This is a genomic window from Flavobacterium sp. 22659 (genome assembly GCF_052044235.1).
GTDB classification, from domain to species: domain Bacteria; phylum Bacteroidota; class Bacteroidia; order Flavobacteriales; family Flavobacteriaceae; genus Flavobacterium; species Flavobacterium johnsoniae.
On record NZ_JBQEMU010000009.1, the window covers coordinates 162,212 to 185,657 of the forward strand.

At 35.5% G+C, this 23,446-nt stretch carries 16 protein-coding genes; 6 read left to right on the top strand and 10 right to left on the bottom strand.

The window, feature by feature from the left end:
- Positions 1-216 precede the first annotated feature (216 nt).
- Entirely contained in the window at positions 217-393 is a 177-nt protein-coding gene (locus tag ACTJIW_RS11635; protein WP_187775498.1) for a hypothetical protein, read from the bottom strand.
- 376 nt (positions 394-769) lie between these two features.
- Here ACTJIW_RS11635 and ACTJIW_RS11640 point away from each other — a divergent pair, with 376 nt between their 5' ends.
- The 6 genes from ACTJIW_RS11640 (at position 770) to ACTJIW_RS11665 (ending at position 7,802) form a co-directional block, all read left to right on the top strand.
- Entirely contained in the window at positions 770-1,123 is a 354-nt protein-coding gene (locus tag ACTJIW_RS11640) for a helix-turn-helix transcriptional regulator (RefSeq protein WP_440715112.1), read from the top strand.
- 432 nt (positions 1,124-1,555) lie between these two features.
- On the top strand, positions 1,556-2,965 hold the full coding sequence (gndA, locus tag ACTJIW_RS11645; RefSeq protein ID WP_012026764.1) for an NADP-dependent phosphogluconate dehydrogenase: 1,410 nt from the start codon (positions 1,556-1,558) through the stop codon (positions 2,963-2,965).
- 31 nt (positions 2,966-2,996) lie between these two features.
- Entirely contained in the window at positions 2,997-4,526 is a 1,530-nt protein-coding gene (gene zwf / locus ACTJIW_RS11650; RefSeq protein ID WP_073408607.1) for a glucose-6-phosphate dehydrogenase, read from the top strand.
- Positions 4,510-5,226 (top strand): 6-phosphogluconolactonase, encoded by a 717-nt coding sequence (gene pgl, locus ACTJIW_RS11655; protein WP_440715113.1) that lies wholly within the window; start codon positions 4,510-4,512, stop codon positions 5,224-5,226. The genes zwf and pgl overlap by 17 nt, the downstream gene beginning before the upstream one ends.
- A 330-nt stretch (positions 5,227-5,556) precedes the next feature.
- Entirely contained in the window at positions 5,557-6,780 is a 1,224-nt protein-coding gene (locus ACTJIW_RS11660) for a hypothetical protein (protein ID WP_440715114.1), read from the top strand.
- Complete coding sequence (locus ACTJIW_RS11665; RefSeq protein WP_440715115.1) at positions 6,771-7,802, top strand: hypothetical protein; 1,032 nt, start codon at positions 6,771-6,773, stop codon at positions 7,800-7,802. The genes ACTJIW_RS11660 and ACTJIW_RS11665 overlap by 10 nt, the downstream gene beginning before the upstream one ends.
- 89 nt (positions 7,803-7,891) lie before the next feature.
- Here the strand turns inward: ACTJIW_RS11665 and ACTJIW_RS11670 are convergent, their stop codons facing one another.
- The 9 genes from ACTJIW_RS11670 to ACTJIW_RS11710 form a co-directional block, all read right to left on the bottom strand.
- Entirely contained in the window at positions 7,892-9,004 is a 1,113-nt protein-coding gene (locus ACTJIW_RS11670; protein ID WP_440715116.1) for an acyltransferase family protein, read from the bottom strand.
- A 48-nt stretch (positions 9,005-9,052) separates the two neighbouring features.
- Complete coding sequence (locus tag ACTJIW_RS11675) at positions 9,053-10,459, bottom strand: MFS transporter (protein WP_440715117.1); 1,407 nt, start codon at positions 10,457-10,459, stop codon at positions 9,053-9,055.
- A gap of 337 nt (positions 10,460-10,796) precedes the next feature.
- Positions 10,797-11,936: an exo-beta-N-acetylmuramidase NamZ family protein gene (locus ACTJIW_RS11680; RefSeq protein ID WP_440715118.1), complete on the bottom strand. Its 1,140-nt coding sequence runs from the start codon at positions 11,934-11,936 to the stop codon at positions 10,797-10,799.
- 308 nt (positions 11,937-12,244) lie between these two features.
- Positions 12,245-13,549, bottom strand: a complete 1,305-nt coding sequence (locus ACTJIW_RS11685; protein WP_440715119.1) for a serine hydrolase domain-containing protein — start codon at positions 13,547-13,549, stop codon at positions 12,245-12,247.
- 3 nt (positions 13,550-13,552) lie between these two features.
- The gene (locus tag ACTJIW_RS11690; RefSeq protein ID WP_440715120.1) at positions 13,553-16,057 is read right to left on the bottom strand and encodes a beta-N-acetylhexosaminidase; all 2,505 of its coding nucleotides are present in this window, start codon (positions 16,055-16,057) and stop codon (positions 13,553-13,555) included.
- 12 nt (positions 16,058-16,069) lie between these two features.
- Complete coding sequence (locus ACTJIW_RS11695) at positions 16,070-17,551, bottom strand: glycoside hydrolase family 10 protein (RefSeq protein WP_440715121.1); 1,482 nt, start codon at positions 17,549-17,551, stop codon at positions 16,070-16,072.
- Between the two features lie 282 nt (positions 17,552-17,833).
- Positions 17,834-18,655, bottom strand: coding sequence for an alpha/beta hydrolase (locus ACTJIW_RS11700; RefSeq protein ID WP_274251000.1), 822 nt, complete (start codon positions 18,653-18,655; stop codon positions 17,834-17,836).
- A 138-nt stretch (positions 18,656-18,793) separates the two neighbouring features.
- Entirely contained in the window at positions 18,794-21,709 is a 2,916-nt protein-coding gene (locus tag ACTJIW_RS11705) for an FAD-binding and (Fe-S)-binding domain-containing protein (RefSeq protein ID WP_440715122.1), read from the bottom strand.
- Between the two features lie 120 nt (positions 21,710-21,829).
- Positions 21,830-23,446 (bottom strand): glucosamine-6-phosphate deaminase (locus tag ACTJIW_RS11710; RefSeq protein WP_440718453.1); only part of this gene is annotated, 1,617 nt, incomplete at its 5' end.

The following is a 23,446-nucleotide window of genomic DNA, read 5'->3' on the forward strand; positions in this document are numbered from 1 at the left end:
AAATTTTATATTTCTGTGTGGCAAGGAATATTTAACAGCATTTTGCCCAGTGACTACTGGCATCTTTATATTAAATAAGCTATAAGCAAAATTGTGAAATAGTGCTTATAGCTTAAAAAATTATCAATTAGTAAGCATTTAAAAATTCTTGACTTGTTTAAGTATAATTTAAAAGCACTTTACTAAATATTAACTTTAGAAGTTAACTGTCACTTATTATCTAGGACAAGCATCCCAGCATTCTTGTATACTGCTTCTGCATCCGTTATAATTACCATTACAGTAGCAAGGAAAAGTTCCAGAAGGACATCCGCTTCCTGCCATAATTGTTTTCATTTCGTTTCTTGATAATTTTCCCTGTGCGTTAGCAAGGCTCATTTTTTGAGTTTTCATAATCTGATTTTTTTGTTATTGTTAATAATAATATTTAAAAAATGTAGTATTGAAAATTAAAAAACGACTCTGCGCACAAATCATTAGAAAATTAACAGTTGTTACATTTTTTCCAAAATTGAAATTTAAATATTTCTCCTACAATGCTTTTTCAAGCATAAAATATGCTTATTCTGACATATTTATTGTCAATATTAAATTTTTAATGGTGTTTGATGTGTTTTTGTAGTGCTTTTTATCTTATATATCCTACGTTTTTTTTCTTCGATAAAATAAAATTTTCTAAGTTTCCACTCTCTTAAAGTCAGAAAAAACACAGAAAAACCACGTGATTTTTAGAGAAACCCAAAAAACAAAATATCAAACAATAACCACTATGATTAAACAAAAACTAATTACTAAACGAATTGAGAAAAATAAAACGCAGGAAGAAATTGCGCATCTTTTAGGAATGACACAATCGCAGTACAGCCGCAGAGAATCTGGAATAACTAAAATTACCAAAAGTGAATGGGACAGTCTTGCAAAAATTTTGGGAACAAATATGGAAGCAATTTATGAACCTGAAGACGGCATATATATTCTAAACAATGAAAAAAATACCAGCAATACAAACAGCCAAAACAGTGACTACAATAACTTTACACTTGATGTAATGAAAAAATATATTGAAAAATTAGAATATGAAAACAGATATCTAAAATCACAGCTTGAAAAATTCTCATTATAATGTTAAAATAAATCAAGATTTCTAAATTTAAAGCATAATTAGTCCTTTAGTAAGCATAAGCAACTCTAGAAAAAAGCCTGTAAACAAATAAGTCTACAGGCTTTTTTTTATAAATCATAAAATAAAATACTTTTAAACAGGTATGATTATCAAAGTATAAATTAATTATTGTGTTTTTTAGATTCAGTACTCTGCATTTTAAATTAAGTGTGTTTTTCATACTTAAAAACTATCACAACAAACCCCCAAAAGCGGACTATTTTACCCCTAGTTTTTCATCATTTTTCTCTAACTTAGCAGAGTCAATCTTAAATAGTAAGATTAAAACAAATCTTGTTTTTCTGCAAAGAACTGATTGAAAAAGCATTACTGATTTTTTTCTTACTTTTTTCCAGAAAAACATTCTTTAATAATTTTAGTTAATTGAAAACTATGAGCAAATTTGATTTTGGAATTGTAGGACTCGGTGTAATGGGCCGTAACTTACTTTTAAATATCGCCAGCCATAACTTTGCGGCTGCAGGTTTAGACTTAGATACCGAAAAAGTCAACTCTCTTCAACAAGAAGCTGACGCCGCCCACACAATTGAAGCGACAACAGATGTAAAACATTTCGTAGAGCTTATTCAACAACCTAGAGCGATTATGCTTTTAGTTCCTGCCGGAAAACCGGTCGACAGCGCTATAGCCAGCTTATTACCACATTTAGATAAAGGTGACATCATAATCGATGGCGGAAACACTTATTTTACAGATACTGACAGACGATTTATAGAATTATCTGAAAAAGGTATTCATTTCTTCGGAATGGGAATTTCAGGCGGAGAAAAAGGTGCAAGATTCGGTCCTGCTATGATGCCGGGCGGTGATCAAAAAGCATACGAAAGACTTCGTCCTATTTTTGAGGCTATTGCTGCAAAAGTAGACGGTGAACCTTGTGTAGAATATTTAGGAAACGGTTCTGCAGGAAACTATGTAAAAATGGTTCATAACGGAATTGAATACGGAATTATGCAGTTAATTTCTGAGATTTATGACCTTATGAAAAGAGGTTATAACTTAGACGATGAAACGATTCAAAAAACTTTTGAAGAATGGAATCAAACTGATGACCTAAGATCGTATCTGATTGAAATTACCGGAAAAATTTTAAAACAAAAAGACGAAGACGGAAGCCTTCTTATCAATAAAATTTCAGATTGGGCAAAATCTAAAGGAACAGGAAAATGGACTTCTCAAAACGCAATGGATTTACAGGTTCCGGTTCCAACTATCGACGCCGCTGTTATAATGCGCGATATGTCTAAAACAAAACCTGAAAGAATTGAAGCTGCAAAAAACTTAGTTTGGAATACTCCTGAAAGCAATGTAAATACAAGCGAAGCAATTGCTGCTTTAAAATCGGCATTATACCTTTCTATTGTTGTAACGTATGCTCAGGGATTAGCTCAGCTTCATACTGCTTCTAAAGAATACAATTACGGATTAAACCTGGAAACTGTTGCTAAAATCTGGCGCGGAGGCTGTATCATTCGTGCGACTATTCTGGAAGATTTCAGAAAAGCGTATGTCGCAAAATCTGATTTACCAAACTTACTTTTAGATTCTGGAATCGCTTCAAAATTAACCGAAAACCAAGCAGGAATGAGAGCTGTAATTCAGTTTGCCGTTCAAAAAGGATTACCTGCGGCTGGTTTGATGAATTCGTTAGCTTATTTTGACTCTTACAGATCTGCAAATCTGCCTACAAATTTAATTCAGGCACAGCGCGATTTCTTTGGGGCTCATACATACGAACGCATCGACAAAGAAGGTGTTTTCCACACACAATGGGCTGAATAAGCAACTTAAAAAAGCAACACAACTACACACAATGACTAAAAATAAACTTAAAAATCCAACAATCATTGTCATTTTTGGAGGAACCGGAGACTTAGCAAAAAGAAAGCTCTTTCCCGCATTTCAAAATCTGTATCTTGACGGACGTATGTCTGAAAAATTTCAGATTATTGCACTTGGAAGAGCTGAAAAAACCGATGAAGATTTCCGCAGTTATGTTTTAGAAAATTTAGAAAATTTTTCAAGAAAAAAAGGCAAGTCAGATCCTGAAACAGAAAAATTTCTGTCTCACATAACATATCACAGCCTTGATATTGATAAAGAAGAATCTTATCTAAGTTTAAACGAAAAGATAAAAGGTTTTGATGAAGCGTTTGGAGAACGTGCCAATCGTCTTTTCTATCTTTCTATAACACCTTCTTTTATTTCTACTATTTCCAGCAATATCAAGAAAATTGGTCTTGCTGCAAACCCTAAGCAGGATCGTATTATTATTGAGAAACCATTTGGTTATGATAAAACTTCGGCGATTGAGCTGAACGAAATGCTTTCGCAGACCTTTAAAGAAGAACAGATATACAGAATCGATCATTATTTAGGTAAAGAAACAGTTCAGAACATTCTGGCTTTCCGATTTGGAAATTCAATGTTTGAACCTTTATGGAGCCGTAATTTTATTGACTTTGTTCAGATTACAGTAGCAGAAGAAGTGGGTGTAGAAGAACGAGGCGGTTTTTATGAAGGCGTAGGTGCATTAAAAGATATGATTCAAAATCACCTGCTTCAAATATTATGTATGACGGCAATGGAAGCACCAGCATCATTAAGTGCCGATGATATTCGTAACCGTAAAGCCGATGTTTTAAAATCTATACGACGCATTAAACCAGAAGAAGTAGATCATTATATAGTAAGAGGCCAGTACGATGCCGGTACTATAAAAGGAAAACCTGTTCCCGGATATCGTCAGGATAAAGGAATTGCTCCAGATTCTAATACTGAAACGTATGTGGCAATGAAGATCTATCTGGATAACTGGAGATGGCAGGGAATCCCGTTTTACCTTCGTACAGGAAAAAGAATGGAAGAAAAACAATCATCCATTATAATTCAGTTTAAACCAGTTCCGCATTCTTCATTTTCTTATGGGAAAGAAGGCATGACACCAAACCGACTGATTATCAACATTCAGCCGGCAATGGATATTAAACTGCAGTTTATGACCAAAAAACCAGGTCTGTCACTTTCTTTAAGACCGGCAGAAATGATATTTGATTATTTTTCTTGTTCTACCATGTCGCCGGAAGCTTATGAAACCTTAATTGCAGATGCTTTATTGGGCGATCCTACCCTATTTATGCGCTGGGATCAGGTAGAAGAAGCATGGGATGCAATCGATACTATCCAGCAGGTATGGAAAACTACAGCTCCTGTAAATTTCCCAAATTACAAAGCCGGAAGCTGGGGACCAGAAGAAGCTGATGAACTATTGGCACGTCAGGGACACAAATGGATTCCGAATACACAAACAAAAGAAGAACTTTTAGATGATACAGATATATAATACTACAGAAGAAATTAATACAGCAGCAGCAGATCTTTTTACAGCAGCAGCACAAGATGCCATTGCTAAAAGAGGAAAATTTACAGCTGTTCTTACAGGAGGTTCTTCTCCTGCAGGAATTTACAAACTGCTGGCTTCTGATGCATACAAAAACAAAATAGACTGGAGTAAAGTCTATATATTTTGGGGCGACGAACGCTGGGTGCCGCTAAATGATGATTTGAGCAACGCAAAAATGTCTTATGCAGCATTATTAAGCCACGTTCCTATTCCGCCTGAAAATATTTTTGAAATGTATAAAGACGGTGTAACACCAGAAGATTATGCAGTTACATACGAACAATCAATTCGAAAAATTTTAGGAGAAGAAGGAAAGTTTGACTTTATCTTTTTAGGAATGGGAGATGACGGACACACGGCTTCTCTTTTTCCGGGTGAAGCAGTATTAAACGAACAAAACAAGTGGGTTGATGCCTATTTTCTGGCACCGCAGAACATGCACCGCATTACGCTTACTGCTCCATTAATTAACAAAGCCGAAAAGATTATTGTAGTCACTTTTGGAGAGAAAAAAGCACATGCTTTAAAAGAAGTAACAAAAGGAGAATACAATCCTTCACTTTACCCTACGCAGCTAATTAAACCTGTCTCTGGAGAATTAGTATTTCTCGTAGATAAAAGTGCTGCAGGAACCAATTAAAATACCAGAAAGTCCGAAAATGTTTTTCGGACTTTTTTTATGCTTTATCTTCATCCTTTATTTTCGTATTTTATCAAATCCGGAGTTATCTGCTAATCGTAAAGCTTTAGCATTCAAAATTCAAACTCCTCATACGTAATATCTTATAGTTTTTTACCTTTAAAAGCAGTCAAGTTCAGGCAAAGATTACAAATATGTCGTATTTGACCATGCAAAAGCCCTTTTATCGTTTATTTTTGCCAGCCTATCTTATTATAAAACTTTAAAATTTAATTAAAAAGAATGCGTTAAAAAAATTAAGTAACAAATCCCAAATCAAAACAAAACCACATGAAAAAAAACTTTTATTATTTTTTACTTACGCTCTCGGCAGGTATTCTATTAAGCTCCTGCAGCGACGACAATGAAGACGGCAAATACCAACCTACTTATCTGCCTTCCATCGACGCAAGTGCTTTACCTGACGGAAACAAACCTATGACAATGTTTGAAGATGACGAAAATTCATCTAAAATGTACGACAATAAAGACCGCTGGTTTCGTGTCAATCAGCCTATGCAGGTAATTCAAAAAGGAAAAGATTCTGTACAGATTTCCCTTTATTCGCCTGTTGGCTTAACCGACGTAAAAGTCTACGCAAAACTGCCGAATTATGACAAACGATTTGTACTTTTTCATTTTTCTAAAGTTCCGGCTTTTCACAGATCTTTTCATAAAATTCCGTTGACGGAAGGCAAAAATGATTATGAACTCGAAAAAGGAAATACGGTAACTATTGATAAAATCGAAGGGTTTTCATCTGGTGCAATCGAGTTTTCTGTTGAATCGAGCGATCCTTTATTCCAGAAATTCAAAAAAATAAAATCGGCAAGATTGGTTCAGTTCAGCGATCAATATCACAAAAACGAATATGGAAAATACCTGCCAATGAATCCTGTTCTGGCAAAAGAAGCGATAACGATGATTATCAATTTCTCGTATGCAATCAGTCATCCTATGTATTACGATACTTTCATGAATTTTGACCGATACAAAAAAGAACAGGCAGAAACAGCAGGAACAGCAATAAACGGTGCTTTAAACTGGCACGGAAATGCCGATGATGCTGACGGTGTTTATGATTATTTAACTAAAGTTCAAATTGAACAGGCATACGGAACTTATATTGACAGCCGAACTCTGAATATGGCAATGGTTGGCGGAGATTCTGCCTGGGGAGGCGGGCCTTTGGCTTCACAATGGGAATCTGGTTATGTAACCGGCCACTGGGTTGGCGAAATGTCGGTTTGGTCACACGAATACTCACATCACAGCGGCTATAACCACAGCAGTAATTTAGCAAACAGCGGCGAAGGCGGCGGACAGCAGGAAATGCTTACGGATTTTTATAAGTATTTAATTTATTTAAATGATCTTCCGTTTACAGATCCTGATATTTTAAAAGGATATACAAAAACAAGCTATCTGTCTGGAAGCTACAAAAAACCTGTGTTTACAATTAGTCAAAAAAATCCATTTTTATTAAAATATAAAGGAGAAGGAAAATGGAACTAAACAATATAATCAAGATGAACAAACTGCCATTTTTACTATTATTGCTTTGTTTTTTTACAAGCTGCAGTAAAGACAACGACATAGAAGCCATAAACTACGATTACTACTACCCTACCGAAAGCGCTGAAATTACTGCTAAACAAATTGGCGACGGTACGGGAACATTAGATCCAAAAGGAATTGCAATATCTAAAGAAAAACTGTATGTATGCAACGGCAGTACTTTAGAAGTATTTGATGCTTTAACACTGGCACATTTAAAAACAATTTCCAATTATACTAAAGGAAGCACCACTATACCATTGACTTTATTAACATCGATAAGTATTGATAACGGCCGAATTTATTTAGGTAGCGAAGAATCAAGACTTTTTGTTTTGGATGAAGCTACCGGCTTAGGAATCAATACAGTTGGAAACGGGCAATGGTGGCAGACTTTTGTTCATGTTTTTGGTGTTGTGGTAAAAGACGGATTGGTGTTTGTAAAAGAAAAAGAAAAAAGCATTAAAGTGTTTGAAACTTCTCAAATTACAGAAACAAGTAATTGGAACTTAACTCCAATCGCCAAACTTAATACCTTAAACGGATGGACAGAAGCTTACTCAATGGATGTACAATCTGGAAATCTAATTGTTGCAGGAAGAGATGCTAAAAGTTATTTATACTATGATATTGCCAATATTAAAGCAAATGCTGCAAACTCTTTAACGACTCCAATTGAACCTTCAACAGCTCCATTTGCCAGTAACAAACCTATTTCTGTAACTTTCAGTAATGATTTTGCTGTAACTTCAGAAAATTCAGGAAACACAAATTATGTGCGTTTGTATTCAAAAGAAGCTTTTATGAATAAAAATTATAAAGCTGTAATGAGTGCATCTGATATTTTAGGACAAAATCCTTTTGGGGTTATTGTAGGCAATGCACAACTGGACGATCGTATTTTCTTATCGGATAATACCAATAAGAAAATCAGAATCATCAAACTCAATAAATCTACAATTGCTGAACAGAAAAACTAATCAATTTTAGAAATTCTGGATTTATAAAAAACAAAAGGGAAGACATAAAAATCTTCCCTTTCTTTATTTACAGCATTCTGAAAATAGTTTTATATGTTTTCGGTCTTAAGCTTTGATAGTTTTTCTTTTCGTTTATCGCTTAAATATTTCCTCAGCGGGATATCATAAACCACCATTACCAAATAAGCAAATCCAACAAGCAGAATCACTCCAGATATAACAACAAATGTCAATTGTGTCGTATCTGGTTTATAATTGGTATAATAATTTCCGAACATCCATAAAGCTGCATAATGTGTCATGTATAACGGATAAGATATATTGCCAGAGAAAACACAAACCTTTTTCAACCCAGGATTTAAAACCGATCCGGCTCCTAAAGATACCAGCAGAGGAAAATAAAACAATACAATTAAAGGTTCAGTTATCCAATTCATTTCTGAAGAAGGCATTATAAAAGCCAATAACAATAATACAGACAAACCCGCAAATCCAAGTTTGTTTTTAATAATCCAGTTTGAACGGTAAATAAGTAATCCGGCTAAAAATGAATACGATATTCTGGCGAATCCATCCCAAAAAGTCGGCCCGCTCCAGCCTCCTAATAAATTCCCCGAATTATAACCCACATAACAAATCGCTGCTGCAGCAATTATAGTCAAGATCAAAAGATAACTGCGCGCTATTTTGTAAAGTACAAAAGCGTAGACAATATTTGCAATATATTCCCAAAATAACGACCAGGCCGGCGCATTGAAACTAAACAGATTAAAACCGCGATCTGCAATTACAGGCAAAGGAATCATAAATAAGGAACAGATAAAAGTTAAAATAATTTTACCTGTGCTGTACAACTCAAGATTGCCGCCAAACGGATCAAATAAAAAGGCCAGTAAACCCAATACAGATCCTGCCGCAACAAGCGGATGAAGTCTTATAATTCGGGATATAAAAAAATTCCGAAGCCCCATTTTTGCAATACGATCGTCATAAGCATAACCAATTACAAATCCTGAAAGACAGAAAAAGAAATCGACAGCCAAAAAGCCATGCCCGATAAAATTCTTGCTTGGGTCTGTAAAAATCCATTCCATAAAATGGAAAATAACAACTGCAAGTGCTGCTACGCCTCGCAGTCCGTCTAGAATTTCAAAATGTTGTTTGGTTTGTAAAATAGGAATTGAAGAATTGTTTGCAGTCATTACTAAGGTTTATGCGAAATGGTTAAGTTAATTTATGATTTGGTTTAATTAATTGGCTGGTTTTAAATTGTCTCCGTCTTTAAAATGCAATCTTCTAAAAACCAATCCTGATAAAATGGTTAAAGAGCCCACTACCAGAAAAGTATATCGAAATGCATTGTGAATTTCGTGATGAATAAGTTTTACATCTCCCTGAAAAACCTTTAAAACCAATAATCCGAAAGCGATTCCAAAACCAATTGCCAGCTGTTGATTTACTGAAATTAAAGAATTACCGCTGCTGGTATGATACTGTCTTAAATCGGCAATAGAAATAGAATTCATAGAGGTAAACTGTATCGAGTTAAAGAAACCCAATATCGAAATTATAGGAACGTACCAATAAATTGAAGTATGAATCGATGGAATAGCCAGACAGCAGATTAAAAAACCAATAATAAAAGTATTGACCATTAAGGTTTTTCGATAACCAAAAGTATTTAAAATCCCAATTACAGCCGATTTTCCAAACATCGCTGTCAGAGCCATTGGCGCTACAATCCACCCAGACACAACTGCGGACTGACCATAAGCGATCTGGATCATCATGGGCAGTAACAATGGAATAGAACTGATTCCCAAACGTGTAGCCAGATTACCAACAATACCCACTCGAAATGTTCTTACCTGAAACAGATTTAAAGGAAAAATAGGATTGTTGTCTTTTGATGCATGACGATAGTACCAATACAGCATTAAAAATCCCGACATTAAAATCATTAAGACAGGCGAAACCCGAACTGTATTGCCAAATAATTCCAATGAAATAGATAATAAAAGGGAAGCTGCCGCAAAAATGAAAAAGCCTTTTAAATCAAAATCGATTATTTTAGATTTATAATTAGGCATATATTTCAAACTTAAAAGAATACCGATAAGGCCAAATGGAATGTTTATTAAAAAAATCCAGTGCCAGGATAAATAATCAACCATATAGCCTCCAACCAATGGTCCTAATACCGGCCCAATTAAAGCGGGAATAATAGCAAAGTTCATGGCTTTGAGTAATTCTTTTTTAGGAAATGTTTTAATTAGAGCCAGCTTTCCTACCGGAGTCATTAAACTTCCTCCCACTCCCTGAACAATTCGGGCTAAAACTAAATGCATCAGGTTTTGAGAAAGTGAACAAAATAAGGAGCCGAGACTGAACAAAACCAAAGCAACAATAAAAACTTTCTTGGTCCCGAATTTATCTGATAAAAACCCGCTCACGGGCATAAAAAGCGCCAGAGTCAAAACATAACTGATAATTGCGTTCTGCATATCCAGCGGTGATTCGTGCAGATCTTTGGCAATAGAAGGCAGTGAAGTATTCAAAATTGTCGAATCAAGCATCTGCATAAAAATAGAAGTCGCTAAAATAATGGGTAATACCTTTTTTATTGCTTCATTATTTTGCTCTGTAATCACTGTCATCCCGTTTATTTTAAGACTTTATTTTTTATTTTGTCAGGAAAAAATTTGATCAGCAAACTTCTATTTCATCCTAAAAATAAAGGTACGAAAACATTCTTGTCTATCTATCCTATCCTTACTTACAATTTGATTAATGTAAACAGTACGTATAATTAATTAATACATAATCCCTAAATTTTATGCTCCAGAGGAGCTAAATATTTATGGTATAATTATTTTCCAATACATAAAGCTCCAGCGGAGCGGCATCTATGAACAATATATATCGCTCCTCTGGAGCTTGAAATCAGAGGGTGCTTAATTGTTATAAATATTATGCTCTTCCAGAGCATTTTTTTTAATGATAAATTAAATAAGGAGCTCTCAGTTTCTTAATTTTTTTCAAACCTTCCTGCCAGCTTTTTCTAATTTCATCTTCAGATGTTCCGGCTTCAATTTGCTGCTGTAATTTTTCATTTCCGGCTCTAATAGAAAACTTTCTTTTGTCGAAAAATTTCGATTTATCCGAAGTAGTTTGATACGCTTTAATCAGCCATTTTATTTCAAGTCTGTTAATTTTCGGAATGGATGACAAATCTTCTCCATTACATTCTACTCCGTTATACAAAGGATCTTTATCTCCAAAATTAGGTTTTGGGGTAAAAGCAAAATTACTTTTTGGCAGATAAGGTGAACCATAAATCTGAAATTGTTTTTCTGTGCCGCGTCCCATACTTACATTCGTCCCTTCAAAAAGACATAAACTCACATATAAATTTACCGATTGGTCGTTTGGCAAATTTGGCGAAGGGCGAACTGGAAGGCTGTAACTCATATTTCTGCCATAATTCAAACATGGAACAACGGTAAGTTTACACTGCACACCATTTTTAAGCCATTTTTGTCCGTTAATCATTTTCGCTTCTTCCCCCAAAGTCATACCATGAAGCAGAGGCGTTGGATGCATTCCGATACCGCTTTGAAAAGCAATGTCCAAAACCGGACCGTCGACAATCGCAATATTCGGATTTGGACGGTCCAGTACAATCAGCGGAACATTATTCTCTGCGCAGGCTTCCATAATTCTGTGCATCGTAGAAACATAAGTGTATAATCTTGTCCCAACATCCTGTAAATCAAAAACCATGATATCAATATCTTTCAATTGTTCAGGAGTTGGTTTATTGTTTTTGCCATAAAGTGAAGTAATCGACAAACCTGTTTTAGCGTCGATTTCGTCAGCAACATGTTCTCCTGCATCGGCAGTACCTCTAAAGCCATGTTCAGGAGCAAAAATGGTTTCGATCTTGATATTTTTCTGAACCAAAAAATCAACCAGATGGGTTTTATCTTCCATAATTCCGGTTTGGTTCGTCACAATGCCTACGCTTTTACCTTTTAGCAAAGGCAGATAAACGGTGTAGTTATCAGCACCTGTTTTTATTTTCTGCGCAAAAGATACTGTTGAAATTAGTATGCAGATTATTAAATTTCTCATAGTTATTATTTTTTACACGCAGATTAAGTGGATAAAAAGGATTTTTTATTTAGTTAACGCTCAGTTTTTCACGTAGATTTTGCAGATTTAATTTTATAATCTGTGTTGATCTGCTTGAATCTGCAAAATCTGTGTGAAACAAAAATCATTTTAATATTTATAATCTGTGGCTAAATTTTTCGCCCGCAGATTTGACAGATTGAACAGATTTAATTCGTGGAAATTCTTGAATTGCTTCGACTGTTCGATATCGCTCTGGTTCTGGCGAAAAAAATCCTTCTAATCTGTTTAATCTGTGGCTAAAAAAATTACTTATTAATCTGCCTCCAAATTTTAGCACTAAAATCATCTTTATACATCAATCTGTTTGTTCTCGTTGGGTTTACGCGATTGGTTAGGATGATTAAAAATCTGTTTGTGTCTGGGTTCATAAAGAAAAAAGTTCCTGTAAAACCTGTGTGCCCAAAATCATTAGCTTTAAAAAACTCATCTGGTTTTCGTTTATCAAAACCAAGTCCGCGGTAAATCCCTTGTTTGGCAAGAGGAGAATTTGTAAATTCTTTTACAACTTTTGCTTTTAAAATTTCTTTTCCTTGATATTTTCCGTCATTCAACAGCATCTGACAGATAACTGAGATTGATTGTGCATTTGCAAACAATCCGGCATTTCCGGAAACACCGCCAAAAATCGCCGCAGCTTCATCGTGAACGTAACCTCTTATTGTATCTTTTCTAAAGAAATTATCCAATTCTGTCGGCGTTACATTTTCTTCTGAAGTCCATTTTAACGGATTGTAACCGATTTTTGAAATTCCTAATTCCGTATAAATTTCTTTTGTTAATTCATCTAATTTCAAACCTGTTTTGGCTTCAATCATTTGTTTTACCAAAAGCAAATTCAGGTCGCTGTAAACATATTTCCCTCTTGTGTTGGTATTTGCAGTTGAAATTTGCTCATAAACCGTTTTATAAAATTCCGGATTTAACCACATATTTTTATAAATCTGAACCCAATTTTCTTTGGGAGTAAACGAAAAATAATTGGCATCATATACAATATTCTTGTTTACATACATCGTATCAAACAAATCAGGATAAACATCTGATTTTTCTTTGCTTAACAAAGGCAAACCATCTGGAGTTGAAAGCAGACTTTGGTAAAACGTAATACTCGCTTTTAATCCTGAAGTATGCGTTAATAATTCAAAAAGATTTAAATCGGCAATGGGAGTATTTTTATAAATTTCAACCACATCGCCTACTTTGTCTTTTAAATTTATTTTATCTTCTCCAACTAATCGCATGGTCACAAGCGTCGCTCCTAAAACTTTCGACATAGAAGCCAGATCGTAAACGTCATCTGATTTTATGGGCTTTTTTTTCGAATAATCCTGAAAGCCATAATTTTTCGAAATAAAAACAGCGTCTTTATTTCCTACTATAATCTGTGCTCCGGGAAAAAATCCTTTTTCGAGCGCATTTGTCATCATCGAATCGATGTAAACTTCATTTCGTTTTACATCAAAAGATTTCTTTGATTTTTTCTGAGAATAAGCATTTATTCCTAAAAAAGTCATGGAAATTAATATAATTCCTGCCGTTATCTTTTTCATATTCTACGGATTAATTCTTATGTCCTGTCCTGCCATAAGAGGTTCGTTATTGGTTCCCGTAATAACAATTTTTACTGCTTTTACAGGCTGTTTTGTATAAATCGATGCATTGCCATAATCAAAAGCATCTCCTTTTATAAAATCGATTCCGTTATACGAATATTCTACGTAACCGTTATTGACAATGAACCTTGGATGATGCGGAATTCCCGTTAACACATCAATTTTTGAAGAAGTTACAGGATTTGTAAAAGTGTATAAAATCCAGTCGCCATTTGCACACGCAATATCTGTACGCAGATAAGTTTCAATATTATAATCTTCTAAATTCGAAATCGGGAATTTAGGATTTTCAGCCATCGATGATGTTACTTTTACTTCCGGCTCTAAATAAGGCGAGCAATTGAAATTTACTTTTGCTGCTGATTCTTTTGCTTCTTTATTTTCTACTGTAAAGTCTAAACGATACGTATTTTTTTCATTGTAATTTTCAATTACAAATCGCAGGCGAGGTTTTGATTTGAGCATTTTTTCTTCCGGAAAACCCTGTATCAGTTTATCATTTTCATAAAGAGAAATTGTTTTTACAACTCCGTTGGCACTCGCATCTGCATCAGGTGTAAAAGTTAAATACCAAATTCCGTTTTTGTCTACATGTTCTGAAATATTTTCAGAAATATTCAAAACTTCTGCTTTTGAAGTATTCCAAACCGCAACAGGCAGTTTTTCTACTTTTACTGCCGGACTTGCCACATCTTCATTAAAAAAAGTACGGAACATATAATGCTCGTAATCCTTTGTTTGAATTGGTTTTGTATACAAAGCTGATTGTCTTGTTGGTTCATTACCTTGTGCATCATAACGTACAACTGCACCTTCATAAGGCGGTGTTACAGTAATTGTTCCGTTTTGATAAATTGCGGCTGGCGGAAAATCCCTAAAAGCAATTCCCATATCAGCCAAACGCTGTAAATGACTGTGTGTTAATCTTCCGTAAAAATCCTCCCAGTTTTTATCTTCTTTTTTAGACCAGCCAATTTCAGATAAAGCACTGATTCTCGGATAACTTTGATATTCCATAATTCTGGCTGGGCGATCCAGATATTCACTCCACAAAGCACCCTGAACACCTATTATATTTTTTTGCTGTTCTGGTGTTAAATCATCAGTAGGAATTGGCTCAAACGAATACGCTCTTTTCGTATCTGTAATAGCTGCCCAGCGATGACCGCGTTCTGTTTCAGACTGCGCCATATCAAAATACGTATATTGTCCCGGCATCATAATAGTCTGGTATCCTTTCTTTGCCGATTCAATTCCGTAACTAATTCCCTGCCAGGCAGAAATCAAGGTATTTGGATCGATTTCTCCTCCTTTTAAAATTTCGTTCCAGCCATCTGTTTTTTTATGGTATTTATCTACAATTTTTTGAACTCTTCTAAAGAAATAGTTTTGAAGCTGAAAACTGTCTGTAAATCCTTCTTTCGCCATCAAAGCCTGACATTTTGGGCAATGCTCCCAGTTGGCACGATTGACTTCGTCTCCGGCAACATGAATATATTCAAAAGGAAAAAGTCCCGAAACTTCTCTAATGATTGAATCCAGAAGAACATAATTTTCTTCACGACCCACACACCAAACGTTTCTTACTTCGCCCTGAACACTTTTAAGTTCCTGCGTAATCGCGCAGCCTACTTCCGGATACGAAGCGGTTACGGCACGCGAATGTCCCGGAATTTCAATTTCGGGCATAACTGATATACCGCGATTTCCTGCATACGCCACTACTTCTTTAATATCTTCCTGCGTATAAAACCCTCCGTAACGTTTGTCTCCTGAACCATAAGATGGCAGTAAAACTTCTCCCGGACCTCTCCAGGCACCTTTTAAAGTTAAATCAGGCATCGATTTGATTTCAATTCTCCAGCCGTTATCATCAGTTAAATGCCAGTGAAAAACATTCATTTTGTGCGCTGCCAGCCAGTCGATATAATTTTTAACGGTTTGTTTATCAAAAAACTGTCTTGAACAGTCGAGCATCATACCGCGCCATTCAAAACGAGGATAATCTTCTATTTTTACAAATGGGATATTTCCTTTTTTAATGTCTTTTGCAGAACAAATCTGCAATAAAGTCTGTAATCCGTTTAAAACTCCATTTGAAGATTTCCCTTTTATCAGAATTCCTTTTTTATTGATCGTTAATTTGTAACCATCATTGGAAAGGTTCATTTTTTCATCGACCAAAAATGCAATGCTGTTTTTTTTATGTTTATTTCCGATAGAAACAACTGGGTTAATTCCGGTATATTTCAAAACAGAAGCCGTTATATAATCTGCGCTTTTTTCTGCTTTTTTGTCTACAATAATTTGTACCGATGCCGGAATAACAAACGCACCTTCTTTCTGATCAATTTTTACAGGCTTCGGAATTATATCGAGATTCTGAGCCTGCATTATACTTAAAGAACTCAGAAATATGGCTATCAGCAATACACTTTTTTTCATGGCTTTTATTTTTTATTTTATTGAAAATTCTATTGGAGCGCTTTCTGTCTGGGTCTGACTTAAAGCAGAAACGGCGTAGATATAATTCTCCAAATCAGCATTTGAAACTTCTAATTTTGAAGCGGTTGTTACATAGTAAATATTCGCCGGATTCGAAAAATCGGTTATTTTTCCTTTTGGGAATTTATAAATTACAAATTTCTTATCGTCTGATTCTGGTTTCCAGCTCAAAAGGGCTTTATCTCCTTTTTTAGCAATTACAGCATTTGAAGGTACTTGTGGTTTTATTCTTGTAATTCTGTTTGCCTCTGGCGTTAATGCGATATATTTATATGGTTTTTGAATAAGCGGATTTCGAAGTGTATCGCCTTTTTTAAGAAAAGTTGAAGCTGTAAAATGCATCGAACCGTCTATTTGCGGCAGTTTTCGAATCATTTCAATCTGTTTTACAATTTGATCCGGACTTCTCCACTCCGATTCTTTGGCGGTATTCGAAATCTTGTAATCGCCGTGGCCTACGTAAACATTGGTTCCGTATTTGTGTGCTGCCCACCATTTTGCCAGCACTTCAAAATTAGCTCTGTCAAAGCCAATGTGCCAGTACAATTGTGGTGTAACATAATCGATCCAGTTTTCTTTCTGCCATTTTAAAATATTGGCATACAAATCATCATAATTGGTTGCGCCCGCCACCGTATTTGATCCGTCTGAATCTTTTGCAATATTGCGCCAAACGCCAAAAGGCGAAATTCCGAATTCAACCTCTGGTTTATTAGCAATTATGGTATCTCTGATTTGCTTGATAATTAAATCGACATTGTCTCTTCGCCAATCGTCTTTGTCTTTAAACTGGCGCGGTTCTTTGGCAAATGCTTTTTCATCCGGAAATTCCTGTCCGGCGATTTTATACGGATAAAAATAATCGTCCATGTGAACGGCCTGAATATCATAATTTCGAACTATTTCGCCTACTACAGACGAAACGAAATCTCTGGTTTCTTTATATCCCGGATTAAAATATCTTGATTTTCCGTAGGTCAGGAATAATTCTGGTTTCTTAAAATACAAATGCGTTTTGGTCAATACATCTTTTACGGTATCTTTTTGCACTCGATATGGATTGAGCCAGACATGAACGTTCATTCCTCTTTTTCCGGCTTCGTCAATCATCATTTGCAGCGGATCAAATCCCGGAGCAACGCCCTGAGTTCCCGTTATCCAATGTGAAGCAGGCTCTTTTGTCGATTTGTAATATGCATCGGCAGTTGGGCGGATTTGAAAAATTACGGTGTTTAGGTTATTAGATCGTAAATTATCTAAAATGGCAATCATTTCAGATTTCATCTGCTTGTCTGATAATCCTGGTTTAGAAGGCCAGTCAATATTGTCTACTGTAGAAATCCATGCTGCACGCATTTCTCTTTTTGGTGATTCCTGACTGAAAAGTTTCGTTTGAAACAGCAGTATTAGAATTAAAATTTTTAGGCTTTTCATAAGTTACTATTTTTGGTTAGTTAGTATGTTATTTATTTGTGGCTTAAAAATTAACCGCAAAGAACGCAAAGGTTTACGCAGGGTTCGCAAAGTTTTTAAAGCTGTATTTTTTTTAATCTCTTGCTATTTTCCCATCATGATAAAAAATCATTTCAATCCTTTAATCTGTGGCTAAAATATATTGAGGCGGTTAAAAAGTTCCTAACAGGTTTTTAAAACCTGTTAGGATAGGTAACCAACCTAATTTTATATGCGGCTTAATCGTATCGCAGCACATAACTTTTATTTATTTTTTTCTTTGAAAAAATTATCAAAGAACAGTAATTGAAACTTTAATGAATTTTCCCAATAAGCCAGATTATGTTCTCCAGGACGTTCGATATAATCATGGTTTATTTTTAATGTCAGCATTTTTTGATGAAGCTGTCTGTTTACTTCCATAAAAAAATCATCGACACCGCAGTCTATAATCATTTTTAACTTGTTGTCTTTTACCAGATCAAGCAGATTGGTAACGGTATTTTTATCCCAGTTTTCAGGAAATTCTGTTATAGAACCCAAACGTTTTTTAATATCCCAATTGTTTGGAAACGGACGAAAATCGACTCCGCCGCTCATACTTCCTGCCGCGCCAAATACATCCTGATGTTTAAATGATAAATACAATGCTCCGTGTCCGCCCATGCTTAAACCTGTTATGGCTCTGCCATCGCGGTTGGAAATGGTTTTGTAATTTTTATCTATAAAAGGAACTAATTCATTTATTACATAAGTTTCATATTTAAAACTTGGATCTATCGGGCTGTCAAAATACCAGCTTGAATAATTTCCATCAACACCAATTGCTATAAAACCGTATTGATCAACTTGTTTTGCCAGATCTTTAAAATCTTTTGCCCAGCTTCCGTAATTACCGCTGTAACCATGAAGAAGATACACTACCGGAAATCTATCTTTGCTTTTTTTATAATTATCAGGAACTATTACAGAGGTTTTTATATTCTTATTCATTGAAGGACTAAAAACCTGAATTGTGTCAATTTTTGCTGCTTTTGCAGAAAAAAATACGAATGCCAGAAGTAAAGTGCAGATTGCTTTTTTCATAAAATCTTGTTTTAGTGATTATGTCAAAATAAATTCTTTGCTTTTACCATTAAGAGATTAAGTTCATAAAGCTTAGCTTAAATTTCTTAATCTCTTAATGGTAAAAAGAAAATTAAGTTTCATTTAAAATTCGGAAATTTATTTCAAACAATCTCTTAAAATTGTTACGGGATGCATTGCTTTTCTGTTTGTACCGTCAAAAATCTGGTGTCGGCAGCTGGTTCCGGCCGCTGCAATTGCGGTTTCAGGTTCCGTTGCCCGAATTTTTGGAAATAAAGTATCTTCTCCCATCTGCATACTAATTTCGTAATGCTCTTTTTCATAACCAAAAGATCCTGCCATACCGCAGCAGCCCGAATTGTAAATTGTAACGGTGCTGTTTTTTGGTAAATTCAACATAGCAAACGAAGCTTCAACAGTGCTTAATGATTTTTGATGGCAATGTCCGTGAATCTTTATTGTTTTTGCGGTATCCGAAAATTGCCCCGAATGGATTTTTCCGGCTGTAATTTCTCTTTTGAAAAATTCCTCAATGGTAAAAGTATTTTTAGACAGTTTTTCGGCTCCTTCTTTATCTTTTGCCAATCGAATATATTCATCCCTAAAAGTCAATATAGCCGATGGCTCAATCCCAATTAAAGGTGTATTTTCAGAAATTAAATCTTTAAAAATATTGACGTTTTTATTCGCGATTTCCTGTGCTTCTTCCAGGAAACCTTTTGACAGAAAAGCTCTTCCGCTTTCTTCATGATCTGTAACAATGACTTCGTAACCTAAAGCGGTCAGCAATTCATACGCATCGATACCAACTGAAACATCATAATAATTGGTAAACTCATCACAAAAAAGATATACTTTTCCGTTTTTAAATGAATTATTTTCTGCTGATTTTTTATTTTTTTCGTACCATTTTTTAAAGGTCTTTGGCGCTAAAAGCGGTACTTGTCTTTTTGGAGCAATTCCCATGCTTTTTTTAACCAAAGGCAGATTGGCAACAAAATTGGTCATTGATGGGGCAATGCTTCCAAACTTATTGAGTTTTGAATTGAAAGCAAATATTTTATTGCGGACAGAAAATCCGTTTGCTTTTTGGTATTGGTATAAAAATTCTGCTTTTAAAGTCGCCACATCCACATTACTTGGGCATTCGCTGGCACAAGCTTTACAGCTCACGCACAACTCAAATACTTTATATAATTCTTGGTGGTCGAATTTATTTTCTTTTTCAGAATTGGTCAGATATTCTCTCAGCGCATTGGCTCTGGCGCGAGTAGTATCTTTTTCATTTCGGGTGGCGCGGTAACTAGGACATAAAGTTCCTCCTGCTGATGGCAGTTTTCGGCAGTCGCCAGAACCGTTACACTTTTCGGCAGCACGCAAAATTCCCAAACTGTCTGAGAAATCCTGAATTGTTTTAATGTCCGGCTCTACTCTTCCCGCTTCAAAACGAAGATTTTCATCCATTTTTGAAGCATTTACAATTTTCCCAACATTCAAAATGGTGTTAGGATCAAATGCTTTTTTTATGCGTTTGAGCAGTTCGTAGTTTTTATCACCAATCATAAAAGGCAGAAACTCTCCGCGTAAAATTCCATCACCGTGTTCACCGCTTAACGAACCTTTGTATTTTTTCACCAAATGGGCTACTTCTGTAGAAATATTTCTAAACTGGTGTAAACCTTCTTTTGTTTTTAAATTTATCTTGGGGCGTAAATGCAATTCTCCTGCTCCGGCATGTGCATAATAAATTGCGCTTTGTCCGTGTCTTTCCATCATTGCAGCAAAGTCAGCAATATAATTTGGGAGATCACTAAGTTCTACAGCCGTATCTTCAATAGAATCGGCTGCTTTATCATCGCCTACAATACTTCCTAAAAGTCCCAAACCTGCTTTTCGAACCTCATTTACTTTATCAATATCGGCTCCGTAAATTTTAGGCAGTGCATATCCAAAATTATTATCCTGAAGATCCTTAATCAGAGCATCGGCCTGTAGTTCTGCATCTTCCATGCTGTTATGCGATCCTATTTCAAGCATAATAACTGCTTTTGGTTCTCCCACAATAAAAAATCGGTTTTTAGCTTGTTCCCTATTGGTTTTGGTACAATCTAAAATCGTATCATCCATCATTTCGCAAGTGTACAAATGATGTTTCATTGCAACAACAACGGCTTCTAAACTTTCCTGAATAGTATGAAAATGCGCCACAACCATGATATTGTTTGTTGGCGGTAAATCATCGACTTTCAAAGTTATCTCGGTTGTAAATGCCAAAGTTCCTTCACTTCCGCAAAGTAATTTTCCTAAATTGATGGTATCTTCTGTTCCCGAAAACAGTTCTGATTTTAATAAGGCATCAATCGCGTAACCTGTGTTTCGTCTGTGAATTTCAGGTTTTGGAAATTCTCTCGTAATTTCTTCCTGATTTTCTTTATTCGAAAGTTCCTCGTAAATCGTTTTATAAATTTTATTTTCTAAAGAATCGCCTTTTGTCTTCTCAATAAATTCATCTGAAGTTAAATCCTTAAAAACGGCAAGACTTCCATCACTCAAAACCGCTTTTATCTCTACAATTTTATCTCGCGTAACACCGTAACGTATTGAAGTTGTTCCAGATGAATTATTTCCCACCATTCCTCCAATCATACAGCGATTTGTGGTTGAAGTAGTCGGACTAAAAAATAATCCGTGTGGCTTTAAAAATAAATTCAGTTCATCTCTAATTACTCCGGGTTGTACAGTAATGGTTTTCTTTTCGGCATCAAAAGCAACAATTTTGGTAAAATGTTTCGAAACGTCTACAATAATTCCGTTTCCAATTGTTTGTCCTGCCAGAGAAGTTCCAGCCGTTCTGGGCGTTATTGAAATTTTGTTTTCTGAGGCAAAACGAATGATTTTTACAATATCTTCTTCGGTTTTAGGAATGGCAACAGCTTGCGGAATAATTCTGTAAGCAGAAGCATCTGTGGCATACAGTTTTTTATGAAGTTCATCATAAAAAAGCGTTCCTTCTAAGGAATTAGATAGTTGTTGTAATTGGAGAGAATTGGGCATTTATTTGGTTTATTGCTTTTGGTTGGTAATCTAAAAGTCTATTTTGATTGTTTTATTCAAATCTGACGGGTTTTGAAAACCCGTCAGGTTTAGCAGAAAAGAGTGACTTTTCGAATGTTATTAATAATCAAAACGTTTAAAAGCTTCTATAGCTTCATATTCTGCCAATCCTAATTCATCATACAGAATCGCAGTATTTTTATTTCGGTCTTCGGCTCTAACCCAAAATTCTCTTGAATCATTTCCCTGAAACATTACTCTGTCTTTTTGAGATTGGTGGTATAAGATTGCATGGCGTTTTAGCAATACTTCCGATGGCGAAAGCGGTACTGCCATATCAATTTCGTGGATATCCCATTCGTGCCACGCACCTCTGTATAACCATAGCCAGCAGTCGTCCATGTACTTTTCTGGTTTCAATTCTTTCATGGCAGCAAAAATCGCATTCAGACATACTTCATGTGTTCCGTGCGGATCTGCCAAATCTCCTGCTGCAAAAACCTGATGCGGTTTTATTCTGGCAATGATTTCTTTTACAATTTCGATATCTTCCTGACCCAGCGGATTCTTTTTAACCTGTCCAGTTTCATAAAACGGAAGATCTAAAAAGTGTGTATTTTCATCTTTTAGTCCAATGTATCTTGTGGCCGCGTAAGATTCTCTTCTTCTGATTAATCCTTTTAGTTTTCGAACTTCAAGAGAATCAATCTGATTTTCTGATTTATTATTCAAAAATTCAATTACGGATTTGAAGTTGATGTCTTTTGGAAGATCAGCACCAACAAAATCGTTGCATACTTCTGCAAATTTCAACGCCTCATCATCAGTTACGGCAATATTTCCTGAGGTTTGATATACAACATGTACATCATGGCCTTGTTTTATCAATTTTGAAAAAGTTCCTCCCATCGAAATCACGTCATCATCTGGATGCGGACTAAACAGGATAACTCGTTTTTTAGCAGGATTGGCTCTTTCTGGACGGTGTGAATCATCTGTGTTTGGTTTTCCTCCCGGCCAGCCTGTAATGGTATGCTGCAAAATATTGAACATATTGATGTTCATATCATAAGCAGAACCTTCCTGTGCCAGTAAATCAGACATTCCGTTATTGTTGTAATCACGGTCTGTCAGTTTTAAAATAGATTGTTTGGTTTTCTGGCATAACCATACAATTGCTTTGCTTTTCAATTCCTGTGTCCAGATGCATTCGCCAACCAGCCAAGGTGTTTTAAAGCGTGTTAATTCTGATGCTGCTGACTGATCCAGAACGAAAGTAGCGTTTGGATGATTCTGCAGAAATGTAGCCGGAACTTCTGAGCTGATATCTCCCTGAATGGTTCTTTTGATGATATCTGCTTTGTTTTGTCCCCAAGCCATTAATACAATTCTTTTTGATCTCATAATGGTAGAAACTCCCATCGTGATGGCTCTTTTCGGGACGTTGTCGATTCCGTTAAAGTCAGATGAAGCGTCTACTCTTGTAATATGATCCAGAGTAATAATTCTGGTTCCTGAATTAATGTGCGATCCAGGCTCGTTGAAACCAACGTGTCCTGTACGGCCAATTCCAAGCAATTGAAAATCAAGTCCGCCTGCTTGTTTGATTTTCAATTCATAATCAATACAGTATTGATTTAATTGTTCTAAAGCAATTGTTCCATCAGGAATATTTACATTTTCAGGTTTAATATCAATATGATTAAAAAGATGCTGATGCATGAAATAATGATAGCT